Origin of the sequence: Fervidobacterium sp., assembly GCA_026419195.1 — a bacterium.
GTDB lineage: Bacteria > Thermotogota > Thermotogae > Thermotogales > Fervidobacteriaceae > Fervidobacterium.
Genome location: JANZZV010000006.1, coordinates 102,800 through 123,317 on the forward strand (window position 1 = coordinate 102,800; position 20,518 = coordinate 123,317).

19 protein-coding genes are annotated in these 20,518 nt (G+C 36.2%); 16 read left to right on the top strand and 3 right to left on the bottom strand.

Translation table 11 applies throughout. From position 1 onward, the window contains the following. The first annotated feature begins 26 nt into the window (after nt 1–26). The 16 genes from N2Z58_06230 (at nt 27) to N2Z58_06305 (ending at nt 16,402) form a co-directional block, all read left to right on the top strand. Nucleotides 27–1,385, top strand: coding sequence for an aminopeptidase (locus tag N2Z58_06230; GenBank protein MCX7654255.1), 1,359 nt, complete (start codon nt 27–29; stop codon nt 1,383–1,385). A gap of 14 nt (nt 1,386–1,399) precedes the next feature. Further along, nucleotides 1,400–1,858, top strand: coding sequence for a MarR family transcriptional regulator (locus N2Z58_06235; protein ID MCX7654256.1), 459 nt, complete (start codon nt 1,400–1,402; stop codon nt 1,856–1,858). Between the two features lie 21 nt (nt 1,859–1,879). After that, complete coding sequence (locus N2Z58_06240) at nt 1,880–3,271, top strand: PEGA domain-containing protein (GenBank protein ID MCX7654257.1); 1,392 nt, start codon at nt 1,880–1,882, stop codon at nt 3,269–3,271. Between the two features lie 16 nt (nt 3,272–3,287). Further along, on the top strand, nt 3,288–4,979 hold the full coding sequence (locus N2Z58_06245) for an S-layer homology domain-containing protein (protein ID MCX7654258.1): 1,692 nt from the start codon (nt 3,288–3,290) through the stop codon (nt 4,977–4,979). A 16-nt stretch (nt 4,980–4,995) separates the two neighbouring features. Further along, complete coding sequence (locus N2Z58_06250) at nt 4,996–5,778, top strand: patatin-like phospholipase family protein (protein MCX7654259.1); 783 nt, start codon at nt 4,996–4,998, stop codon at nt 5,776–5,778. Then, nucleotides 5,756–6,496 carry a hypothetical protein gene (locus N2Z58_06255; protein MCX7654260.1) on the top strand — a complete coding sequence of 247 codons (741 nt, stop codon included), beginning with the start codon at nt 5,756–5,758 and terminating at the stop codon, nt 6,494–6,496. The genes N2Z58_06250 and N2Z58_06255 overlap by 23 nt, the downstream gene beginning before the upstream one ends. Before the next feature lie 37 nt (nt 6,497–6,533). Continuing rightward, nucleotides 6,534–7,208 carry an organic solvent tolerance protein OstA gene (locus N2Z58_06260; protein ID MCX7654261.1) on the top strand — a complete coding sequence of 225 codons (675 nt, stop codon included), beginning with the start codon at nt 6,534–6,536 and terminating at the stop codon, nt 7,206–7,208. A 41-nt stretch (nt 7,209–7,249) separates the two neighbouring features. Further along, nucleotides 7,250–8,152, top strand: a complete 903-nt coding sequence (gene miaA, locus N2Z58_06265; protein ID MCX7654262.1) for a tRNA (adenosine(37)-N6)-dimethylallyltransferase MiaA — start codon at nt 7,250–7,252, stop codon at nt 8,150–8,152. A gap of 83 nt (nt 8,153–8,235) precedes the next feature. Continuing rightward, on the top strand, nt 8,236–9,750 hold the full coding sequence (gene dnaX / locus N2Z58_06270; GenBank protein ID MCX7654263.1) for a DNA polymerase III subunit gamma/tau: 1,515 nt from the start codon (nt 8,236–8,238) through the stop codon (nt 9,748–9,750). A gap of 24 nt (nt 9,751–9,774) precedes the next feature. Beyond that, a complete protein-coding gene (locus N2Z58_06275; GenBank protein ID MCX7654264.1) occupies nt 9,775–10,833 on the top strand; it encodes a type IV pilus twitching motility protein PilT in 1,059 nt (352 codons plus the stop codon). After that, entirely contained in the window at nt 10,833–11,882 is a 1,050-nt protein-coding gene (gene prfA, locus N2Z58_06280) for a peptide chain release factor 1 (GenBank protein MCX7654265.1), read from the top strand. The genes N2Z58_06275 and prfA overlap by 1 nt, the downstream gene beginning before the upstream one ends. Next, entirely contained in the window at nt 11,879–12,508 is a 630-nt protein-coding gene (gene upp, locus N2Z58_06285; protein ID MCX7654266.1) for a uracil phosphoribosyltransferase, read from the top strand. Before prfA ends, upp begins: the two co-directional genes overlap by 4 nt. Before the next feature lie 55 nt (nt 12,509–12,563). Further along, on the top strand, nt 12,564–13,814 hold the full coding sequence (gene rho / locus N2Z58_06290) for a transcription termination factor Rho (protein ID MCX7654267.1): 1,251 nt from the start codon (nt 12,564–12,566) through the stop codon (nt 13,812–13,814). A 53-nt stretch (nt 13,815–13,867) separates the two neighbouring features. Beyond that, a complete protein-coding gene (locus N2Z58_06295) occupies nt 13,868–14,731 on the top strand; it encodes a sulfide/dihydroorotate dehydrogenase-like FAD/NAD-binding protein (protein ID MCX7654268.1) in 864 nt (287 codons plus the stop codon). Further along, nucleotides 14,722–16,122 (top strand): NADPH-dependent glutamate synthase, encoded by a 1,401-nt coding sequence (gene gltA / locus N2Z58_06300; protein ID MCX7654269.1) that lies wholly within the window; start codon nt 14,722–14,724, stop codon nt 16,120–16,122. The genes N2Z58_06295 and gltA overlap by 10 nt, the downstream gene beginning before the upstream one ends. A 25-nt stretch (nt 16,123–16,147) precedes the next feature. After that, nucleotides 16,148–16,402 carry a hypothetical protein gene (locus N2Z58_06305; GenBank protein ID MCX7654270.1) on the top strand — a complete coding sequence of 85 codons (255 nt, stop codon included), beginning with the start codon at nt 16,148–16,150 and terminating at the stop codon, nt 16,400–16,402. A gap of 46 nt (nt 16,403–16,448) precedes the next feature. Here the strand turns inward: N2Z58_06305 and N2Z58_06310 are convergent, their stop codons facing one another. The 3 genes from N2Z58_06310 to N2Z58_06320 are packed head-to-tail and all read right to left on the bottom strand — an operon-like array spanning nt 16,449 to nt 20,511. Continuing rightward, nucleotides 16,449–17,462, bottom strand: coding sequence for a substrate-binding domain-containing protein (locus tag N2Z58_06310; GenBank protein ID MCX7654271.1), 1,014 nt, complete (start codon nt 17,460–17,462; stop codon nt 16,449–16,451). Nucleotides 17,463–17,484: 22 nt separating this feature from the next. Beyond that, complete coding sequence (locus tag N2Z58_06315) at nt 17,485–18,348, bottom strand: glycoside hydrolase family 16 protein (GenBank protein MCX7654272.1); 864 nt, start codon at nt 18,346–18,348, stop codon at nt 17,485–17,487. A gap of 18 nt (nt 18,349–18,366) precedes the next feature. Continuing rightward, nucleotides 18,367–20,511 (bottom strand): beta-glucosidase, encoded by a 2,145-nt coding sequence (locus N2Z58_06320; GenBank protein ID MCX7654273.1) that lies wholly within the window; start codon nt 20,509–20,511, stop codon nt 18,367–18,369. Between the last annotated feature and the right edge of the window lie 7 nt (nt 20,512–20,518).

Sequence of the window (20,518 nt, forward strand, 5' to 3'; positions counted from 1 at the left end):
CAAAACGATTTTTGGAGGTGAAGAGCGTGTCTGTTGAAAAAGGGTTGGTTTGGAAAAAAAGAACAAAAGAGGAGATCGAAAGGTTTTCTGAAAATTACAAAATATTCATAGATTTTGCAAAGACAGAAAGGTTAGCGATAGAATACTTTGAAAAGCTTTTGAAAAGAGAAGGGTTTATAAGTATAAACGATTATGTGTCAAAAAGTACCACAAGTAAAATCTTTTCTGTGAACCGTTTTAAATCACTTGTTGCAGTAAAAGGAGACATAACAAATGGCATAAATTTTATAGTTGCACATGTTGATTCGCCAAGATTAGATTTAAAACCTTATCCACTCTATGAAGATAGTGGTATAGTATTAGCAAAAACGCATTATTATGGAGGGATAAAAAAATACCAATGGCTGAGTCTTCCTTTAGCACTTGTTGGAATAGTTGTAAAGGAAAATGGTGACAAAATAAATATTTGCATAGGATGTAACGAAAAAGAGCCTGTGTTTGTATTACCTGATTTATTACCGCACCTTGATAAGGAAGATAAAAAAGTAAGCGAGCAGTTTAAAGCCGACAAAATGAACCTTTTAGTTGGATCTATTCCACTTGAAACGAATGACAAAGAACCAGTCAAGCAATATGTACTTAAGTTATTGAAAGAAAAATATGATATAGAAGAAGAGGATTTCATAAGTGCCGAACTTGAACTTGTCCCTGCCATAAAACCAAGAGATGTTGGACTTGATGGAAGTTTTATAGGTGCATATGGGCATGATGATAGAATATGTGCCTACGAAGCAATTATGGCTCTTTTAAACGCGGAAATTTCGGAAAATCAAAAAGCTGCTGGTGTAATACTATTTGATAGAGAAGAAATCGGTAGCGAAGGAGATGCAGGTGCACAAGGAAGGTTTTACAAAAGCTTTCTAAGAAAATTGATCAAAGCCAAAGGTCTTGAAGACAGTGAAAACGTTTTAGATGACATAATATCCAAGTCAACAGTAATATCAGCGGACGTTACCGCTTTGTATGATCCATCTTACCCTGAAGTACATGACAAACTCAACGTAGCAAAACCAGGTTACGGAGTAGCAATAGTTAAGTACACAGGTAGGGGTGGAAAATCGGGTGCAAGTGAAGCTCATGCTGAATTGTTAGCAAAAGTTCGAAACATCTTAAACAAGAATGGAATCTGTTGGCAAGTAAGCTTACTTGGAAAAGTTGATGTTGGTGGTGGAGGTACAGTTGCCAAATTTTTAGCTAAGGAAGGCTTTGATACAGTCGATATGGGACCAGGGTTAATGAGTATGCACGCTCCGTTTGAACTTGTATCAAAAGCCGATCTTTACGAAACTTACCTTGCCTTTAAAGTATTGATGGAACAGTTGTAGAAGAGGTGGAAAAAATGAGTAAACACGTCAAAGAAAGAGCCGAAGAGCTGTACACTGTTCTTGAAAAGTTGTTAAGAGATATCTGTTTCAGTATCAGAATACACGGCCGTGAAGCTCTTAAAAATTATTCCATTACTCATGCGCAATTTGAGCTGCTTCAGAGAATTTATTTTAATGGACCACAAACCATGACAAAACTGAGCCAGATGCTTGGTATCGCAAAAAGTACGACGACAGGTCTTGTTATGAGACTTGAAAGAGATGGTTTTCTGAAACGGAAACAAAGTAGAGAAGATAAAAGAGTTGCCGTTGTGGAGATAACTTTGCTAGGTGAAGAAGTAATAAAAGCAGTCATAAATTCCAGGATAGACTATGTAAAGAAACTTTGTGAAAAATTTTCAGACGAGGATTTAAATCAGCTCTATTCAAGCCTTGAAAATTTGTCAAATTTAATAAAGGAAACGAACAAATAATCTCTGAATTTGGTGATTTCTATGTTTTTTAAGACAGTGAGATACCTTATTATTATTATTTTTACTTTCTTACTCTCATCATCTTTCTTAGCACTCACAGTAATATCCGAAAACGGCGCAATGGTATATTACAATGGTTTCCTAATAGGTGTGGTGAAAAACAATTCATTGTCTTTTCCTGCAAGTTTTCCTGGTTGGCTTCGCGTAGCTAAACCTGGATACTTAACTTTTGAAAAAGAAATAACAGAAGATGGTACTGTTGTTGCTAATTTAGCATTTCCAAGTTATCTTAAGGTTAATGTTGCCTTAGAAAATGCAGAGCTTTACATAAACGACATCAAATATTCTCCTGGGGAACTACACGCATTGAGACCTGGGTATTATAAAATAAAAATATCTGCTCCAGGCTACACGACCAAAACCATCGAGCTTTTTCTTGATAAAAACGAAGAAAAAATCTTGGACGTGAATTTGAAAAAGACAGTAACACTAACAATCAACTCAGTGCAAAAAATTTCGAATGTTCTTATAGATGGAAAAGTCATCGACGTTCCACACACACTTGAAGTTTTACCAGGCAAGTACCGCTTGATACTTTCGGGTGATTATGTTAAAAACATTCAAGAGTTTGATGTACCACCAGTTGATAGTTACTCAATAACATTAGATCTTCAAAAAAAGTATGAGCTACAAATATCGGGTGAACCAGAGTATGCTTATGTAAGGATAAACAATGAGATTTATAGATTACCATACAGAAACAAACTTTCTGAAGGGTTTTATAACATTGTTATCTTCGCTGACGGATATAAAGAAGAGACAAGAAGACTGGAGTTAAAAGAAAATACAGTGATAAACTACATGTTGGAACCACAAAAATTGTATAAATCAAACTTTTTGGATAAAGATTACATTGTCAAATTTGATGGTTTTGTAAGAGAAAGACTTATTCCAAAAGCTTATTTTACGACGGTATCTGACAAAAACAACAACATAATATGGGTTGGTTTTTCTGACGGGACTTTTAACAAAATCCCGACAACAATACCAATACTTATAAACTCAGACTACCAAGTGACAATTAACAACAAAGCGTACATTGGACCTGCTGTATTGCAAATAGAAAACGGTCAAAAGATAAGCTTATACAACAAATTCACAGGTACAGAAACAGTGATTGTAGACAAACTTACAATCTTTGATAGCGTGGAGAAATGTTTAGTAAATATCTATTCAAAGACAGGTTTAGATGTATTTTGGGATGGGAAATACATTGGAAAAACTCCCATTTACCTTTTTATGACGAGCAGTGGCATGCATGAACTATTGTTGAAAAAAGGTGAACGAGAGATTTTTAAAAGTTTGGTCTCCGTTTCTCAAGGTAAACTTAATGAGTTTTCAATTGATGAGTAAAAAAGGAGTGTGGAAAATGAAAAACAGTCGTCTCAGGTTTTTATCGATTGTTTTTTTAATATTTTCAGCATTTTTATTAGGTGCTGTAAATATCAAAGATCTTTCTCCATCGGCAAGTACTTACAAAGCGGTAAGCGATTTAATTGAAAAGAAGATAATGGACATTGACTCTAACGGAAACTTTAAACCTTCTTTGCTAATAACAAAACTAGACTTGGCAAGGTATTTGTATAACCTTATAGATTACTACAATCTTGATACTTCTTTGAAAACTTCTTCGCAACAAACAGGCTTAGGCGCTGAGGATCTACGTAAGCTCGACGGTAGAATTACTGGTATTGAAAAGAACGTACAAAGCATTCAAAGTACATTAAATGATTTGAAGAAAGTTGATAGTAAGGTTTTAGAAATGGAGAAGAATATTCAAAGTATTCAAAGCGACTTGAGTAAAATAAACAGTAGAATCTCCGTAATAGAGCGAGGTTTACTAAATCCTCAAGATGTAAGTAAATTAGGAAGCAGGATTGATGGAATTGAAAAAGATTTAAAGGAAATTCAGAACAATCTTGTTAAGCTTGAGAACAAGCTATCTACGATTGAAAAAAACTTATCAGTTGTCCAAGACTCAAGCAAAATCTCTGGAAGAGTTTCAGATATTGAAAAGCAAATACAAAGTTTTCAAAGTGATTTAAACAAAATTGAGGGCAAAATCTCAGGACTTGAGAAAAACATTCAGAGTGTTCAAGATGCGGGAAAGCTTGGCAGTAAAATTTCTGACATTGAGAAAGCTGTTCAAAATATCGAAAGTAATTCAACGAAGCTTAACAACAAAATCTCCGGTTTAGATGTAGACCTCCAAAATCTTCAAACTTTGGTGAGCAGATTAGAAAAAAGGTTGGCTAATTTGGAAGGAAATTACAAACCTAAAACCGAAGAACTTGAAGGGCAACTTTCGACTTTGCAAAAAACTGTTCAGAGTGTTTCTCAAGGAATTCTAAAACTGCAAGGTGATATTGAAGGATTGAAAAACAATATCCAAAGTAATTTAAAGTCTGTTTTAGAGTCTCATGCATCAGATGTAAATTCTTTAAATAGCGAGATACAAAAATTGTCTAAGAAAATGAGTGATATAGAAAAGAGTTTAGATAACTACTCTAAAAGCCTTGAAGAAGTGACAAAAAAATTAAAGGAGCTTGAGAACACTCAAAATAAACTTGAATCAAATCTTCAAAACAACATGGCGAAAACAAGTAACTTAGAAATCGAGCTGAAAAATTCAGATCTTCAGCTGGATAAAAGATTGTCAAAAATAGAAGAATTGATAAACAAAACAGATGATTTTATAAAGAGGATAGAATCGGCTGATGTCATAACAATAGCAAACACTTTCAGCAATCTTCAGTTGATTACCAATCGTTTTGATCAGCTCGATTCAAGATTATCCGAGCTAGAAAAAAAAGATAGCATCTCAACAGAAACGCTGCTCAAAGAATTGAACCAACTTAGGACTGAAAATAATAACAACATGAACAAATTACAGAACGATATTTCCCAACAAAGGGCTAATCAACAAAGTACATTAGAACAATTAACATCCCAAAAAAAAGAAATTGAGGACTTAAAAAACGAACTGAATATAACAAGATTGGTAGCCTTGATCAGTCTTGCTTTGTCACTGATTTTTGGAATACTTTTTGTCATTCAATAAACATAAGGAGTAAGATATGATAGGTGTCGCATTACAAGCTGGTGGTGTCAAGGGTTTTGTTCACATTGCAACTTTAAAATTGTTTGATATATGTAATCAAAAACCAGATGTTCTTGCAGGTTCATCTTTTGGAGCAATTGTTGGAACATTGTACTCTATTTACGAAGACTCAGATAAAGTGTATAGTGTTCTTTCAGAAAACATAGAATATTTTTTGAAATCCAATAACGTAGCAAGGTCAAAATTTATTAGTCTTGAACTTGTACTTAAAGAATCATTATTTACACTTGATGAATACTATAAATTTTTCAAACGCCTTTACGAACGGAAAAAATTCTCTGAACTCAAAATCCCTGCAATTGTTGTAGTTTTTGACTTTGAAAACATGAGTTCAATGGTAATCAACGAAGGCTATTTAGTGGACGCTGTGCTTGCAAGCTGTACCGTACCAGGTGTATTTCAACCAACTTACATAGCAGGTAGTAAAATGCTCGATGGTGGAATACTTTCACCTCTGCCTACTACTGAACTGAGAAATTATGGAGCAACAAAAATAGTAGCAAGTGTTCTTGAAGAAACCAAGAAAACTTACAATACTCAAATGGAACTAATGCTTTACATTGATTCGTTAAAAGAAAGCATAATTCTTCAAAAAGAAATTTCAAACTCAGAATTTGTTATTAAATATCCCGTTAAGAACAGCTGGGATGAGTTTCAGAAATACAAAGAAGTGTTCGACATCGGTATGAACACTGCACTCAAAAGGAGAGATGAGTTTGAAAATTTCCTTAGGTGGTGATGTTGTACAATACCTTGGAGTTGTAGGATTTCTCAAGGCACTTGATGAAGCAGGATTTAACGATTACCAAATAAATTGTTCAGGTTTCTCATGTATCCCAGCGCTGTTATGGCTTTACAATAAAAAAAACGCGTACAATATAATTGCAAGAATGTGGGAAGAGTGTTTTAAAACGTTTCCAAGCGCATCAACCTTATCTCTTAATGAGCTTTCAAAAAGTTTCAGCATGTTGTTAAAAATGCAGAAGCGAATTGATTTCGCAACAAGTAAAGAAAAAATCATGGAGTTTACCGATAAATGGATACCAGAAATTAACACTACAAGTCTTGAAAACTTGGACATATATGCCTATAATCTGGCTGAGAATAAAGAAGAAAAAATTTTCGGAAACTCAAAAGAAGTGATTGCAAAAGCGATAGCTTATCCGTTGGATTTTTCCCCTGTAGATTCTTACATATCTCTTAGTTGGGTAGTTGGAATTCCGAATGGAGATGTTATAATATATCTTAGTTGGGAAAAATCTCTCTACCCTCAAAGGGCTACAGACTACCTTCTCCTTTCCACATTTGCAAGGACCTTTGAATTGGTAAAGCAAAAAAGTATGGAAGCAAGAGTTTATCTGGAAGTCAACTTGAAAAATTTTAGGGATATTTCTACTGTCAGTAAGCGTTTTTATGATTGTGGACTAAAACTATTAGATTTAATAACCACCAAATAACCAAAAAAATATTAAATTATTTTTAGGAGGGAAGTTCATGAAAAGAGCTATCAGATTGTTGACTATTATCTCGGTATTATTGGTACTATTTGTTGTACTTACTTCTCAAACAACTACTACACAAAAAACTACCGCAACAAAATCCAAAACCGTACGTGTTTCTGCTGATTACGTGGAACCCAAGAGTGACGTCATATACTATAAAGGGCGTATATTTGTTAACATAGAAGAAGATAAGGTTAGTGTTAAGGCATCAGAAATGTACGTAAGAAAAGTTAGCGACAAATGGAAAATTGTTGATATACCGGCAAGAGCTGAATTTAGCTTTGATGGTGGTAGTGCAACCGCTGACAGAATGAATTACGACTTAGATAATCGAACTGGAACCATGACGAATGCAAATGTTACTGTAATCGACACGAAAAGTAATGAAAGAATAGTCATAGTTGCGGATACTCTCAATTTTGATCTTGAAAATGACAGATACAGCGGTACAAAAAAAGGTGGCGTAAGTATAACAAAGGGTAAAGTAACAGCCGTAGCTGATAGATTCGAATACGATAAGAAAAAAGGAGAACTCATACTTGTTGGTTCAGTTGTGATAAATGATCCAGATAAGAACCTTAAAATGACTGCCTCCGATGCCACCATATACACTGAAAAGAACGATATGAAAGCCAATAATGTTAACATTGAGCTGAAAGTAGAATAGTGACTTAGTATATCTAAATTGATTTAGAGAGAGTGGAAAAATTGAAAAGAATCATTATTTCAGGGCCCACAGGGGTCGGAAAGACAAATTTAGTTGTGGAGTTGTCAAATTATTTGCCTATAGAAGTCATATCTATGGATTCAAGACAGATTTATAAATATATGGATATTGGTACGGCAAAGCCTGATCCATACCAACTGATGGTTGTAAAACACCATATGATAGATATCATCGAACCATCAGATTATTTTAATGCGTTCTTATATCAAAAACAAGCAAAAGAAGTAGAAAAAAGAGTCATCTCAAACGGCAAAATCCCAATATTTGTAGGTGGAACAGGTTTGTACATCGATGCTATAGTAAAAGGTTTTTTCGAAGGTGTTCCAAGGGATGAGAACATACGTAGAGAGCTAAACAAACTTAACGAACAAGAACCTGGTATATTAAGAAAGATGTTAGAAGAGTTTGATCCACAAGCAGCTATTAGGATTCATCCACAAGATACAAAAAGAACGATAAGGGCCCTTGAGGTTTACTTGAAGACGGGAAAGAGGATCTCTGAGTTACAAAATCAAAATACAGGTGAGGATTTTGTGTTGATAATTCTAAATTTGGAAAGGGAGAAACTATACGAGAAAATAAACTCAAGAGCGGAAAAGATGATAGAACACGGACTAATAGAAGAGGTAAAACAATTAGTTCAGAAGTACGATAAAAACATCGAAGCGTTTAAAACAATAGGATACAGGGAAATAATAGGTTATCTTGAAGGGCTATACAGTCTAGAATCTGCTATTCATCTTATTAAACGAAACACCCGTCATTATGCTCGAAGGCAACTTATCTATTTAAGACGATTTAAAAATGCCCTATGGTTTGATCCTCTTGAAAAGGGAACAGTGCAAAAGATTCTTGAGATAATCAAAAAGGAAACACTTTTTTGATTAGTCTACATAATTTCTCTCATACTAATTCTTCATTGCTTTCAATTCTCCAAACAATACCTGAAGTACACGAGGTGAAACGAATGGAAGCATTGTATAGAAAATACAGACCCAAAAATTTTTCTGATATAGTGGGACAGGAGCACATAAAAAAATTACTGAAAAATGCCTTGAAAAAACAAAGCGTAAGCCATGCCTACATATTTGCTGGTCCAAGAGGAACTGGTAAGACTACAACAGCTCGAGTTCTTGCCAAATCTTTAAATTGTGAGAAAAATCAGTATGGTGAACCATGTAATGAATGCGCTTCATGTAAGGCTATTGACAACGGCTCACATCTTGATGTCATAGAACTTGATGCAGCATCGAATAGAGGAATAGATGAGATTAGAAAAATTAAAGATGGAGTTAACTTCTCACCGGTCATGGGAAAATACAAGGTATATATAATCGACGAAGTTCACATGCTTACAAAAGAAGCATTTAATGCACTTCTGAAAACCCTTGAAGAACCACCGCAACACGTTGTTTTTGTATTGGCAACAACAAATCCTGAAAAAATTCCACCAACTATAACCTCAAGATGCCACGTACTTGAATTCAGAAATATTTACCAACAAGACATAGTTTACCAGTTGAGGAAGATTTCAGATGCAGAAGGTTATGATATAGACGAAAAAGCGCTGTACAAAATAGCAAAAAGAGCTGCTGGCGGACTTAGAGACGCCCTTTCAATTCTTGAACAGGTTGTAAGATATGCTGCCGGTGAGGTTACAGAAAAGGTAGTTGAAGAGGCCTTGGGCTTGGTTGATGAAGAAACTATCGGATACTTTATAGATTCAATCTTAAAAAATGACGTGCACAATATTGAAAAAATTTTAAACGAAATATACATTGAGCGAGGGGATTTTGAGACTTTCGTCACTCAACTAATTGAAAAAACAATTGAAGACCCAGAAACTCAAAATGTAAAGCTTGCTTTAGAACTTTACAAAGCCTTTAAAGAAATAAAATTTGCAGAAGAAAAATTATTGATTGCCAAATTAATGTTTCTGAGTATAGCAGATAAGTTCGGTAGCGCATCTAACAAAAAGGATAAAGAACTCAAAGAGTCCGAGAACAAAACGGATGCTCTAAGTCTTAGTCAAACATTCGATGTAAAATCTACTGACAAATCAACCTTAGAGAATAAACTTAAATTTCAGCAAGATGAAAAGAAAAAAGAAGCGGATGATTTGCATAATTTGGGAGAAGAATCAAATACGGAGGAAATTATAACTTCTGGAACGTTAAACATTGTAAAACCAGTAACTAAGGAAATACTTGATGAGCTGAAAATGAAAGGTGACTTATCTATATTTGTTGGATTGTCTCTTGCAAATGTATTGGAGCAAGAAGACAAAATAAAAATTATTTTTGACAAATCAAAACAATTTAGCTATGAGGTTATCCGTGAAAAAAGTGAAGAGATTGCTTTAATTTACAAAAACAAAACGGGGTTAAACAGGAAGGTAGAAGTTATACTTTCAGACGAAGTAACAGACCCGATACTCGAACGCTTGAAGCTACTTTTTGATGAAGCTAGTTTTGAAAAATAATAATTTAGGGGGGAAAAAATTAACATGATTAGCATATACGAGATAATAAGCAAAGCAAAAAATCTTAGGGCAACTGATATTCATCTTTCGGTGGATAATCCACCTGTCATACGCGTAGACGGTTTCTTGTCCAAAATCCAAGGATATCAACCAGTAACAAAGGTAGAATTAAGACAAGCAATTGAACAATTACTTACTGAAAACGGAATAACAACAGACTCCATGGAAATAGACTTCTCGTTTGGTTTTCAAGATGTTAGAATAAGGGCCAATTTATACTACGAAAGAGGAAACCCAGCTATCGCACTTAGAATTATAACTAAAAAAATTCGCACATTTGATGAACTTGGCTTACCACCTATTCTCAAGGATTTTTGCGATAGGGACACAGGCTTGATTATAGTTACTGGACCAACAGGTAGTGGAAAATCAACAACTCTTGCGGCAATGATAGACTATATTAATTCTAAATATGCGTACCACATAATAACAATAGAAGATCCAATTGAATATGTGTTTGAAAATAAAAATTCACTAATTCATCAGCGTGAAGTAGGAAGGGATACCGAGGAATTTGCAGATGCGTTAAAATATGCCTTAAGGCAAGATCCAGACATCATACTTGTGGGAGAAATGAGGGACTTAGAGACAATTTCTATGGCGTTAACAGCTGCAGAAACAGGACATTTGGTTCTTGCAACTCTTCATACAAATTCTGCAGCTACTGCTCCAGAACGCATTGTTGACGTTTTTCCTGCACATCAACAAAAGCAAATATCTCTTCAACTTGCCAATACACTCGTTGGGGTAGTTTATCAAAGACTAGTTCCAAAAAAGAACATGGGTATGGTTCCTATTGTTGAAGTGCTTGTCGCAAACACAGCTGTGAAAAACCTTATAAGAGAAGGTAAAATCCACCAGATAGAAAGTATAATGCAAACAGCTCAAAAACAAGGAAATGTACTTTTCGACGACGCACTCTTGAAAGCTTACTTTTCTGGTGAAATTTCCAAGGAGACTGTCATGTCGTTTGCTCGAAATCCTGAGGAGGTGGCTAAGAAGATCGGATGGACAGGAATCTAATGGAAAATATAAAAGATTGGGTGAGAAAAACTCTTGAAGAGCTTGAGAAAAAAATGACTGAGAACCTGGAAATAAAGGAAATGATAAAAGTCTCGGCAGATTTTACGAAGTTCAAAGAAATAGATGAACTGATCAATGAGTATTTTAACCTACTTGATGAAAAGGAGCTTTGGAAAGAGGAACCTGGTGGTGAAGACGAAATTGCTAAATTAGATGCAAAGATAGAAAAAGTTTCAAACGAAATAATCACACTACTTCTTCCTGATGATGAATTTAGAGATAGGAATGTATTTCTCGAAATACGTGCAGGAACTGGTGGAGAAGAAGCGGCCCTGTTTGCCGGTGATTTGCTAAGAATGTATTTGAGATACGCTGAAATAAAGGGTTGGGTTACAGAAATCATAGACGAAAGCAAATCGGATTTAGGCGGTTATAAAGAAGTAGTTGTAAGAATTAGAGGAAAAAATTGTGGAACTTACATGAAGTACGAAAGAGGAGTACACAGGGTTCAAAGAATACCAGTAACAGAATCTGGAGGAAGGATACACACTTCAACTGCAACTGTTGCTGTTCTTCCTGAAATGAAAGATGTGGACGTTTACATAGACCCGAAAGACATAAGGATAGATACATATAGAGCATCTGGAGCGGGAGGACAATACGTTAATAAAACAGAGTCAGCTATTAGAATAACCCACATCCCAACAGGAATCGTAGTTACTTGTCAATCAGAGCGTTCACAACATCAAAACAAAGAAAAGGCCTTAATGGTTCTAAGGGCAAAACTGTACGAACTTGCGCGAAAAGAACAAGATGAAAAGCTTTCTTTCCAAAGGAAGACACAAATTGGAAGTGGTGAAAGAAGTGAAAAAATAAGGACTTACAACTTTCCTCAAAACAGGGTAACAGATCATAGAATTAACTTAACCATTTACAATTTACAAGCGGTGCTTGACGGAGATCTCGATTTGATAATACCTAAGTTGATGCAATTTGATATAGAAGAACAATTAAGAGAACTTGGAATACTGACCGAGGTGGAGGGATAAAAGTGCTAAACATCGTAGAACATCCGTTGATTAAGCATAAATTAACACTTATGAGGAAGAAAGAAACAGGTCCGAAAGAATTTAGAGAGCTCTTAAGAGAAATAACTTTACTTATTGCATATGAAGCAACAAGACACATTCAAGTATACGAAATTGAAGTCGAAACACCTCTTGAAAAAACGAAAGGATACTACATAAACGACAAAGACATTGTTGTAATACCTATACTGAGAGCGGGGTTAGGAATGGTTGATGGTATACTTGAGCTATTACCAAACGCCTCAGTTGGACATATAGGTATCTACAGAGACCCAGTCACACTAAAAGCGGTTGATTATTATTTTAAAACTCCAAAACTTCATGACAAAAGCGAAATATTCATTCTTGATCCAATGCTTGCAACAGGGGTATCAGCCATCGATGCGATAACAAAAGTCAAAGAGCTCGGTGGTAAGCAGATCACATTTATTTCTCTTATATCCTCTCCCGAAGGGGTTAATGCTATCCAGCAAACACATCCCGATGTGAATATATACACTGCTTCGCTTGACAGACAACTTAACGATCATGGATACATCCTTCCTGGACTGGGAGACGCCGGCGATAGACTGTTTAGAACAAAATAAAACGTAGCTTTATAGGGCTACCGGAGGTGTATTTGATTTGACTGAAGGAATAAACATGAAACAGTTAGAAGAAATGACCATGAGAGAATTGTACGAATTGGCAAGGAAATATGACATTCCACGATACACGAGCATGAGAAAACAAGATCTCATATTCGAAATCTTGGAGGCAAAGGCAAAGGCCGAAGGATATTTTTTTGGAGAAGGAGTTCTTGAAATTGCTCCAGATGGTTATGGATTTTTGAGAAGTCTCGAAACAATGCTATCTGGTCCAAAAGATATATACGTATCTCAGTCGCAAATAAGAAAGTTCAACCTCAACACTGGAGACATCGTTTCTGGAGTGATACGTCCACCCAAAGAAGGCGAACGATTTAATGCAATGATAAAAATTGAAGCGATAAATTATAAACCTCCAGAGTTTGCTGACGAAAGGGTAAACTTCGAAAACCTCACGCCAGATTATCCAAAAGAGCGCTACATACTCGAAACGGAAAAGGACATTTATTCAACAAGACTAATAGATTTATTTGCACCCATTGGAAGAGGCCAACGAGGGATGATAGTCGCTCCACCAAAGACAGGAAAAACAACTATACTTAAAGAGATAGCAAATGGAATAGCAGCTAACCATCCTGATACAATTAGAATAGTTCTCCTCATTGATGAACGTCCCGAAGAGGTAACTGATATAAAAGAATCTGTAGATGCAAAAGTCATAGCTGCCCCGTTTGATATGCCCTCTGATAAGCAAATAAAAATAGCAGAACTTACGCTTGAGATGTGTAAAAGACTTGTTGAGTACGGAAACCATGTCGTAGTGCTTCTTGATAGTCTTACAAGACTTGGAAGGGTATATAACATAACCGTACCGCCAAGCGGCAAACTATTAACTGGCGGAGTTGATCCTGCAGCTTTGTACAGACCAAAACACTTTTTTGGAGCAGCAAGAAATACACGTGAAGGTGGAAGTCTGACAATCATTGCGACAGCACTAATAGAAACTGGTTCTAAAATGGACGAAGTAATATTTGAAGAATTCAAAGGGACAGGTAACATGGAACTTGTGCTTTCAAGACAGCTTGCAAATAAAAGAGTCTTCCCTGCTATCAATCTTTCACTTTCAGGTACAAGGAAAGAAGAGCTTTTGCTAGAACCTAATAGCTTAAAGAAAATTTGGATACTCAGACGCATGTTAAGTTCTATGGCAGAAGAAGAAGGTTTGAAATTAATAATTTCAAAGCTAAAAGAGACTAGATCCAACGACGAATTCTTGGCACTTATAGATGCACAAAAAACTGTTTGATTCAAAACATTGAATCTTAGTTTAATTTTTCCCTTCTTTAGGAGGAATAAATAATGACCGTTGAGAAAATTAGCAATATAATCAAAAGTAAGCGTAAATTGTCGTACGGTATCCACGAATTTTGGATAGAAAATAGCCTTATTAGTAAACAAGCCAAACCCGGTCAATTTGTTATAGTAAGAACAAGTGAAAAAGGTGAAAGAATACCATTAACAATAGTGGACGTGAATGGAGAAGATCTTAGACTTGTTGTCAAGGCAGTAGGTAAATCAACGTATGAACTGTGTGCTTTGAAAGAGAAAGATACACTTTACGATGTTGTGGGACCTCTTGGGAAACCTAGTGAAGTTAAGCGTTATGGTAACGTTCTAGTAATTGGTGGTGGAGTGGGCATAGCTGCTGTATTACCAATTGCAAAGGCTTTAAAAAATACGGAAAACAGAATAACTGTTATTATAGGGTCAAAAACTGCTCAAGATCTAATACTAAAAGATGAATTTACCTTTGCGGACAAACTTGTGTTAACAACCGATGATGGTTCTATAGGCTACAAAGGAACTGTGATAGACGCTATGAAAACAGAGCTTGATAGTGAGAATTACAACATTATTTGGTCAATTGGTCCAGCTTTAATGATGAAATATTCAAGTGAGGTTGCCAAAACTTATAACATTCCAATATGGGTTTCACTGAATTCGATAATGATAGATGGTACTGGTATGTGCGGCGGTTGTCGAACTGTAATAAAAACAGAGAACTCAGAGGAAATAAAATACGTGTGTGTCGATGGACCTGAATTTGATGGTCGATACGTGGATTGGGATAGCTTTATAAAAAGACTTAACCAATACAAAGAACAAGAAAAACTATCACTTGAAAAATACTTAAGAGAAGTTGGTGAACCTACATGGCTGTGAAGGAAAGAATTCATGTTCCAGAACAACCTGCAGATATCAGAAAATCCAACTTTTCTGAAGTATCACTTGGGTACACTCCTGAGTTGGCCCAACAAGAAGCGTCAAGATGCTTGCAATGCAAAGTTCCTACTTGCATCTTTGGTTGTCCTGTTGGCATTAACATCCCTGGCTTCATTAAAGAAATTGCTAAGGGAAACTTTGAGAAATCTTACAGAATACTAAAGTCTTACAACTATTTACCTGCCATATGTGGACGTGTTTGTCCTCAAGAAACTCAATGTGAAGGGGCATGTGTACTAAATAAAATCAGTAAACCAATCAATATTGGTGCACTCGAAAGATTTGCCGCAGATTGGGCATATGAGAATGAAGTTAAACACGAAAATTTAGTGCCAAGTACTTCACCGCAGCAAAAAATCACAAAAAATAAGAAAATAGCAATAATTGGTTCTGGACCAGCAGGTTTAACAGTTGCGTCTGAACTCGGTAAGTACGGCTACAATGTTGATATATATGAAGCATTACACGAATTTGGTGGTGTTTTAACTTATGGTATACCAGAATTCAGGTTGCCAAAATCCATAGTCAAAAAAGAAACTGAGGACCTTGAAGCACTTGGTGTGAGATTTTTTAAAAATATTCCAGTCGGATATGCTATATCTGTTAGAGAAATAATCGAATATTATGATGCAATCTTTGTTGGTGTAGGTGCTGGGACACCTAAATTCATGGGAATTCCAGGTAGTGAATTAAACGGTGTTTACTCAGCCAATGAATTTCTAACAAGAATAAATCTTATGAAAGCTTACAAATTTCCAGAATACGATACCCCAGTGCGTGTAGGAAAAAAAGTAGTTGTAGTAGGTGGTGGTAACACGGCAATGGATGCAGCAAGAAGTGCTTTAAGACTTGGTGCTGACGTGACAATAGTGTACAGAAGAACTGAAGCGGAGATGCCGGCAAGAAGAGATGAAATCCAGCATGCAAAAGAGGAAGGTGTCAAATTTTACACATTGGCAGTCCCAATAAGATACCTTGGAGACGACTTAGGTAACTTGATAGCTATTGAATGTATCAGAATGGAGCTTGGCTTACCGGATGAAAGTGGAAGAAGAAGACCTGTGGAGATTCCAAATAGTAATTTTATAATACAAGCAGACACTGTCATTGAAGCCATAGGGACACAGGCAAATAGATTCTTGCTTAGTCAATTCCCAGATTTGAAGACCAACAAGTATGGGTATATTGTGACAAACGAGCTTGGACAAACGAGTAATCCGAAAATCTTCGCTGGTGGTGACATAGTCACTGGTTCTGCGACAGTAATTTCAGCAATGGGCGCAGGTAAAAAAGCCGTTGAAGGAATTATGAAATTCCTCGAAGAATGGTGAAAAAACCATGTTTTACACGGAAATAATGTCAGCCATCGTTATTTTACTAATAATTATTATTATCGTTACATCGACAGTACCGTTACAAAAAATCATCCTTGAGGAAGCACTTAGACAGGAGAAAGCGCAATTAACGGCTGAAAATATATTTTGGCAAACCATTGACGAAACTAGTTTAAAAAATTTACCGAATACATTCTCCTTAGATTACAAAGTAAAAATTGACAATCAAACATATATCGTAACAATTACTGCAGAAAAACTTCGAAGAAGAAAATAAATCCCCGAACAAAAGATTTGAGTCCGAATCTGAGTTCTAGGTATTTTTAACGTATTTTTCTAACCGATTCGCGCTCAATTATTTTTGTCGGTAAAATAACGTTCCTGGGAAGTCTAACATGTCTTTCGAGTATTCGTTCTATCAACAACTGCGCAGCAGTGGTTCCCATTTCCCAACGAGGTTGCATAATCGTTGTTAATCTCGGATTTGTGTACTGGGCAAAAGGTGCATCATCGAAACCAATTACAGAAACCTCATCTGGAACTTTTATTCCATAATCTTTTAATGCATCAATCGCACCGAGTGCTGCCCAATCGTTAACAGCAAAAATCGCAGTGAAATTCAACCCGTGTTTATTTAAATGCCGTGCTACACTAACTCGTCCATGTTCTGAATTGTATCCGCGATGCTCTCCAAAATATATTTTAACCTCTTCTTTTCTCAATACTTTGTCAAGAAATTTTCGAATCCCCTTTTCCCTATCCATTGCCGCCGGTGATAATTCCGGACCTGGTATGAACAAAATATTCCTATGTCCGTTCTCATAGAGATATTTTATAGCTAAATAACCGCCTGTCACATTATCTACATTCACCACGTCAAAGTCTATCTCATCCACGCGAAAGTCGATTACAACAATTGGTACACCACTTCTTTTAAACCTCTCAACAATTTTCTGACCAGAGAACAATTCACCAAGAATTATACCATCAACCTTTCTGCGAAAATATTGGTCAAGTACATGCTGTTCTATATTTGCTTCCCATTTAGGAAGTGCAAGCATAATATCAAAATTCTTAGAATAGGCGTATTCCTCGATGGCCATTACTATATCACTGTAATGGTATCCTCGAATATCCGGCATTAGCACGCCTATCGTGTGTAATAGCTTTGTAGCTGTATCCTTAAATGAAAAGGATGGTTTGTAATTTAACTTTTTCATCGCACTTAACACTCTTTTCCTGGTTTCCGGGGATACCTTGTCACTTCCATTAAGCACGCGTGATACCGTAGCTATCGAAACATTAGCAAGCTTGGCAACCTCGCGGATATTTGACAAATTAATCACTCCTTAGTACAATCTATTCGCTCTTAAACTGATAAACACGCACATAATCAACGTACATTCTTGCTGGGAAAGGTGTTTCAAATGTTGGATATCCTGGCCAATTCCCACCAACAGCAAGGTTTAGTATGATAAAAAAAGGTTGGTCAAATACCCAGATTTTTCCTTGATTTTCCAGACTATCCTTTTGGACACGATGGTAAATTGTGTTGTTGACGTACCACACTACTTCCTTTTCATTCCACATGATTCCATATGTATAGAATTCGTCCACAAATGATTTGTCTTTCACCGCATCAAGTCTTAAACTTTTCGATATAGCCCTACTTCCATTGTATCCAGGACCGTGAATTGTACCATAAACAGTCCACTTATCGTGTCCCAAGAATTCAACAATATCTATTTCACCACACATAGGCCATCCTACATACCTGATATTTGAACCAAGCATCCAAAAAGCGGGCCATAATCCCTTGCCATATGGAAACTTAATTCTCGCTTCTATCTTGCCATACTGTACCGAAAAAAGACTTTCAGTCTTTATTCTTGAAGATGTGTAATTGTAAACGCGATTCCCTTCTTTTATATCTTCTCTTCTTGCCTCAATTATCAGCATACCGTTTTCTATCTTAATGTTCTTTCCTTCAGTATAATATTGAAGTTCATTATTACCCCATCCATTATTATTCCCTATATCGTATTTCCATTTGTTTCTATCAAGCTCTTTCCCATCAAATTCATCAGCCCATACTAACTTCCACCTTGAATCATTAATATCAATATTCACACTTTGCGCCTCCAACGTGTTGTATTGCAAAATCAAAAACAACACAATAACAAATAAGAACACTATATTCTTTACGAAAAACACATGTCCCATAGTTACACCTCCAAGATGTTACAGCTTCAAACAACCTTTCAACCTAACATCTCTCGACGAAGCTCCAATTATGAATTCATATTCTCCTTCGTCAACAGTCCATTTGTTTCCATCAAAAGAAGCCAGCTCACTTATAGGTAATATTATTTCCACTGTCTCTACCTCTTCAGGATTCAATAATCTTGTTTTGTGAAATCCCTTTAACTCTTGATAAGGCTTATCTATCAAGCTTTTTGGGGCCCTGACGTAAAGTTGTGCTACTTCTTTTCCTGGTGTATTTCCAACATTTTTGACGTCAAAACGAACAACTACAGAAGAACCATCCTTGTATAACCTTAGCTTACTGTATTCGAAATTTGTATATGAAAGTCCAAAACCAAATTCAAAACTTGGGTTAATTCTGAAGGTATCATAGTATCTATATCCAACATATATACCCTCATCGTAAATTACGGTCACAGGATTATCAAGAGGTTCACCGGGGAATGATCGGGATGGGACGTCGGTATAATCCTTGGGAAATGTAGTTGGCAGTTTGCCAGATGGATTAACCTTTCCCGTTATGATATCTGCAAGGATTCTACCTGCTTCTTGTCCAGGCTGCCATACAAGTACTATTGCATCGCACATTTCTTTCCAACTCTCTATTTCAATGGGGGAACCTATATTCAACACGACAACAACCTTTTTGCCGGATCCGTGAAATGTTCCAGACACAGTTTTAATTAGTTCAAATTCATCGTCTGATAAATAATAATCTCCCTTTTCAGCTTTTCTATCATAACCCTCACCAGATATCCTTGTTATGAAAATTATTGCAACATCATTTTTCCTAGATATGTACTCCAATTGGCTTGGTGTAAACAAATTTTCCGGTAGCTTAGGTTTAATTTCCTCATTCCACTGTCCTCGTGTTATCTTATATTCTTTGTTTCTCATCTCTTCAACTTTCTTTCTGTAAAAATCTTCAAGTTCTCTATCAATATTTAATGATGCTTCAACAAACCCATCAAGGAAAGATATAGTATAAGGTGGATGAGTTTCACCACTTCCTGTTCCGCCCCTTATAGTTTCAATTTGTCCTGTTCCAAAAAGCGCAACTGGAGTGTCTTCGGAAATAGGTAAAACATTATCATTCTTGAGCAATACAACACCCTCACAGCCTGCTTCATATGAAATTTGTGCATGTCTCTCAAGATTGGGATTATTGGAGTAAGTATATCTCCTGAATGATGGTGTTCTTACTAATACCTTGAGTATGTTTCTAACTCTTTCATTTAGCACCTCCTCTGTCAACTCACCATTTTCCAGAGCTTTTCTTATATCATCGATTTCATTTCTCCTATGTTTAAATACTTGATGACTCTTCCCTGGCATAATAAGATCATTACCAGCTACCATTTGCTTAGCACCATCATCACCAGCAAACCAGTCAGTCATAACAAAACCATCAAACTGCCATTCGTATCTCAAAACGTTTGTTAACAGCCATTTGTGTTGAGAAGTATAACTACCGTTCAGCTTGTTATAAGAGCTCATAATAGTCCAAGGTTTTGATTTCTTGATTGCAATTTCGAATGGTCTCAGGTAGATTTCTCTTAATGCCCTTTCAGAAACAACAGTATCCACAGTCATTCTGTTTGTTTCCTGTTCGTTAGCTACAAAATGTTTCAAACAGGCGCCAACGCCTTGTGACTGAACTCCTTCAACAAAACTTGCGGCAAGCTCTCCAGCTAAGAATGGATCTTCGGAGTAGTACTCGAAATTCCTTCCACAGAGTGGATTTCTGTGTATGTTTATAGCTGGTGCTAACAAAATATCAACGCCATACTCTCTAACTTCCTCTCCCATAGCCTCTCCTACTTTTTTTAATATTTCCCTATTCCACGTTGAAGCAAGCATTGTTTCTACAGGAAATGCTGTTGCATAGTATTTCTTTTCATCATTTTCTCTCTCCGGGTCAATTCTTAGACCAGCAGGTCCATCTGCCAATACTGTTCTTGGAATTCCCAATCTTGGAATTTCAAACGTCTCACCTGCTGCCCCATTAACCTTTGGTTTCGGATTATCTTCTATTCCAAGCAAACCAACACCAACAACGAAATGTATCTTTTCTTCTAAACTCATCTGACTGAGAATCTTTTCAATATCAAACTTTTCCATATGGTTT

Excerpts from the sequence above, each read along its gene's own strand:
- N2Z58_06235 (MCX7654256.1), top strand. The coding sequence starts at position 1,400 with ATGAGTAAACACGTCAAAGAAAGAGCCGAAGAGCTGTACACTGTTCTT.
- N2Z58_06240 (MCX7654257.1), top strand. The coding sequence starts at position 1,880 with ATGTTTTTTAAGACAGTGAGATACCTTATTATTATTATTTTTACTTTC.
- N2Z58_06245 (MCX7654258.1), top strand. The coding sequence starts at position 3,288 with ATGAAAAACAGTCGTCTCAGGTTTTTATCGATTGTTTTTTTAATATTT.
- N2Z58_06250 (MCX7654259.1), top strand. The coding sequence starts at position 4,996 with ATGATAGGTGTCGCATTACAAGCTGGTGGTGTCAAGGGTTTTGTTCAC.
- N2Z58_06260 (MCX7654261.1), top strand. The coding sequence starts at position 6,534 with ATGAAAAGAGCTATCAGATTGTTGACTATTATCTCGGTATTATTGGTA.
- dnaX (MCX7654263.1), top strand. The coding sequence starts at position 8,236 with ATGGAAGCATTGTATAGAAAATACAGACCCAAAAATTTTTCTGATATA.
- N2Z58_06275 (MCX7654264.1), top strand. The coding sequence starts at position 9,775 with ATGATTAGCATATACGAGATAATAAGCAAAGCAAAAAATCTTAGGGCA.
- prfA (MCX7654265.1), top strand. The coding sequence starts at position 10,833 with ATGGAAAATATAAAAGATTGGGTGAGAAAAACTCTTGAAGAGCTTGAG.
- rho (MCX7654267.1), top strand. The coding sequence starts at position 12,564 with ATGAAACAGTTAGAAGAAATGACCATGAGAGAATTGTACGAATTGGCA.
- N2Z58_06295 (MCX7654268.1), top strand. The coding sequence starts at position 13,868 with ATGACCGTTGAGAAAATTAGCAATATAATCAAAAGTAAGCGTAAATTG.
- gltA (MCX7654269.1), top strand. The coding sequence starts at position 14,722 with ATGGCTGTGAAGGAAAGAATTCATGTTCCAGAACAACCTGCAGATATC.
- N2Z58_06305 (MCX7654270.1), top strand. The coding sequence starts at position 16,148 with ATGTCAGCCATCGTTATTTTACTAATAATTATTATTATCGTTACATCG.
- N2Z58_06315 (MCX7654272.1), bottom strand. The coding sequence starts at position 18,348 with ATGGGACATGTGTTTTTCGTAAAGAATATAGTGTTCTTATTTGTTATT.
- N2Z58_06320 (MCX7654273.1), bottom strand. The coding sequence starts at position 20,511 with ATGGAAAAGTTTGATATTGAAAAGATTCTCAGTCAGATGAGTTTAGAA.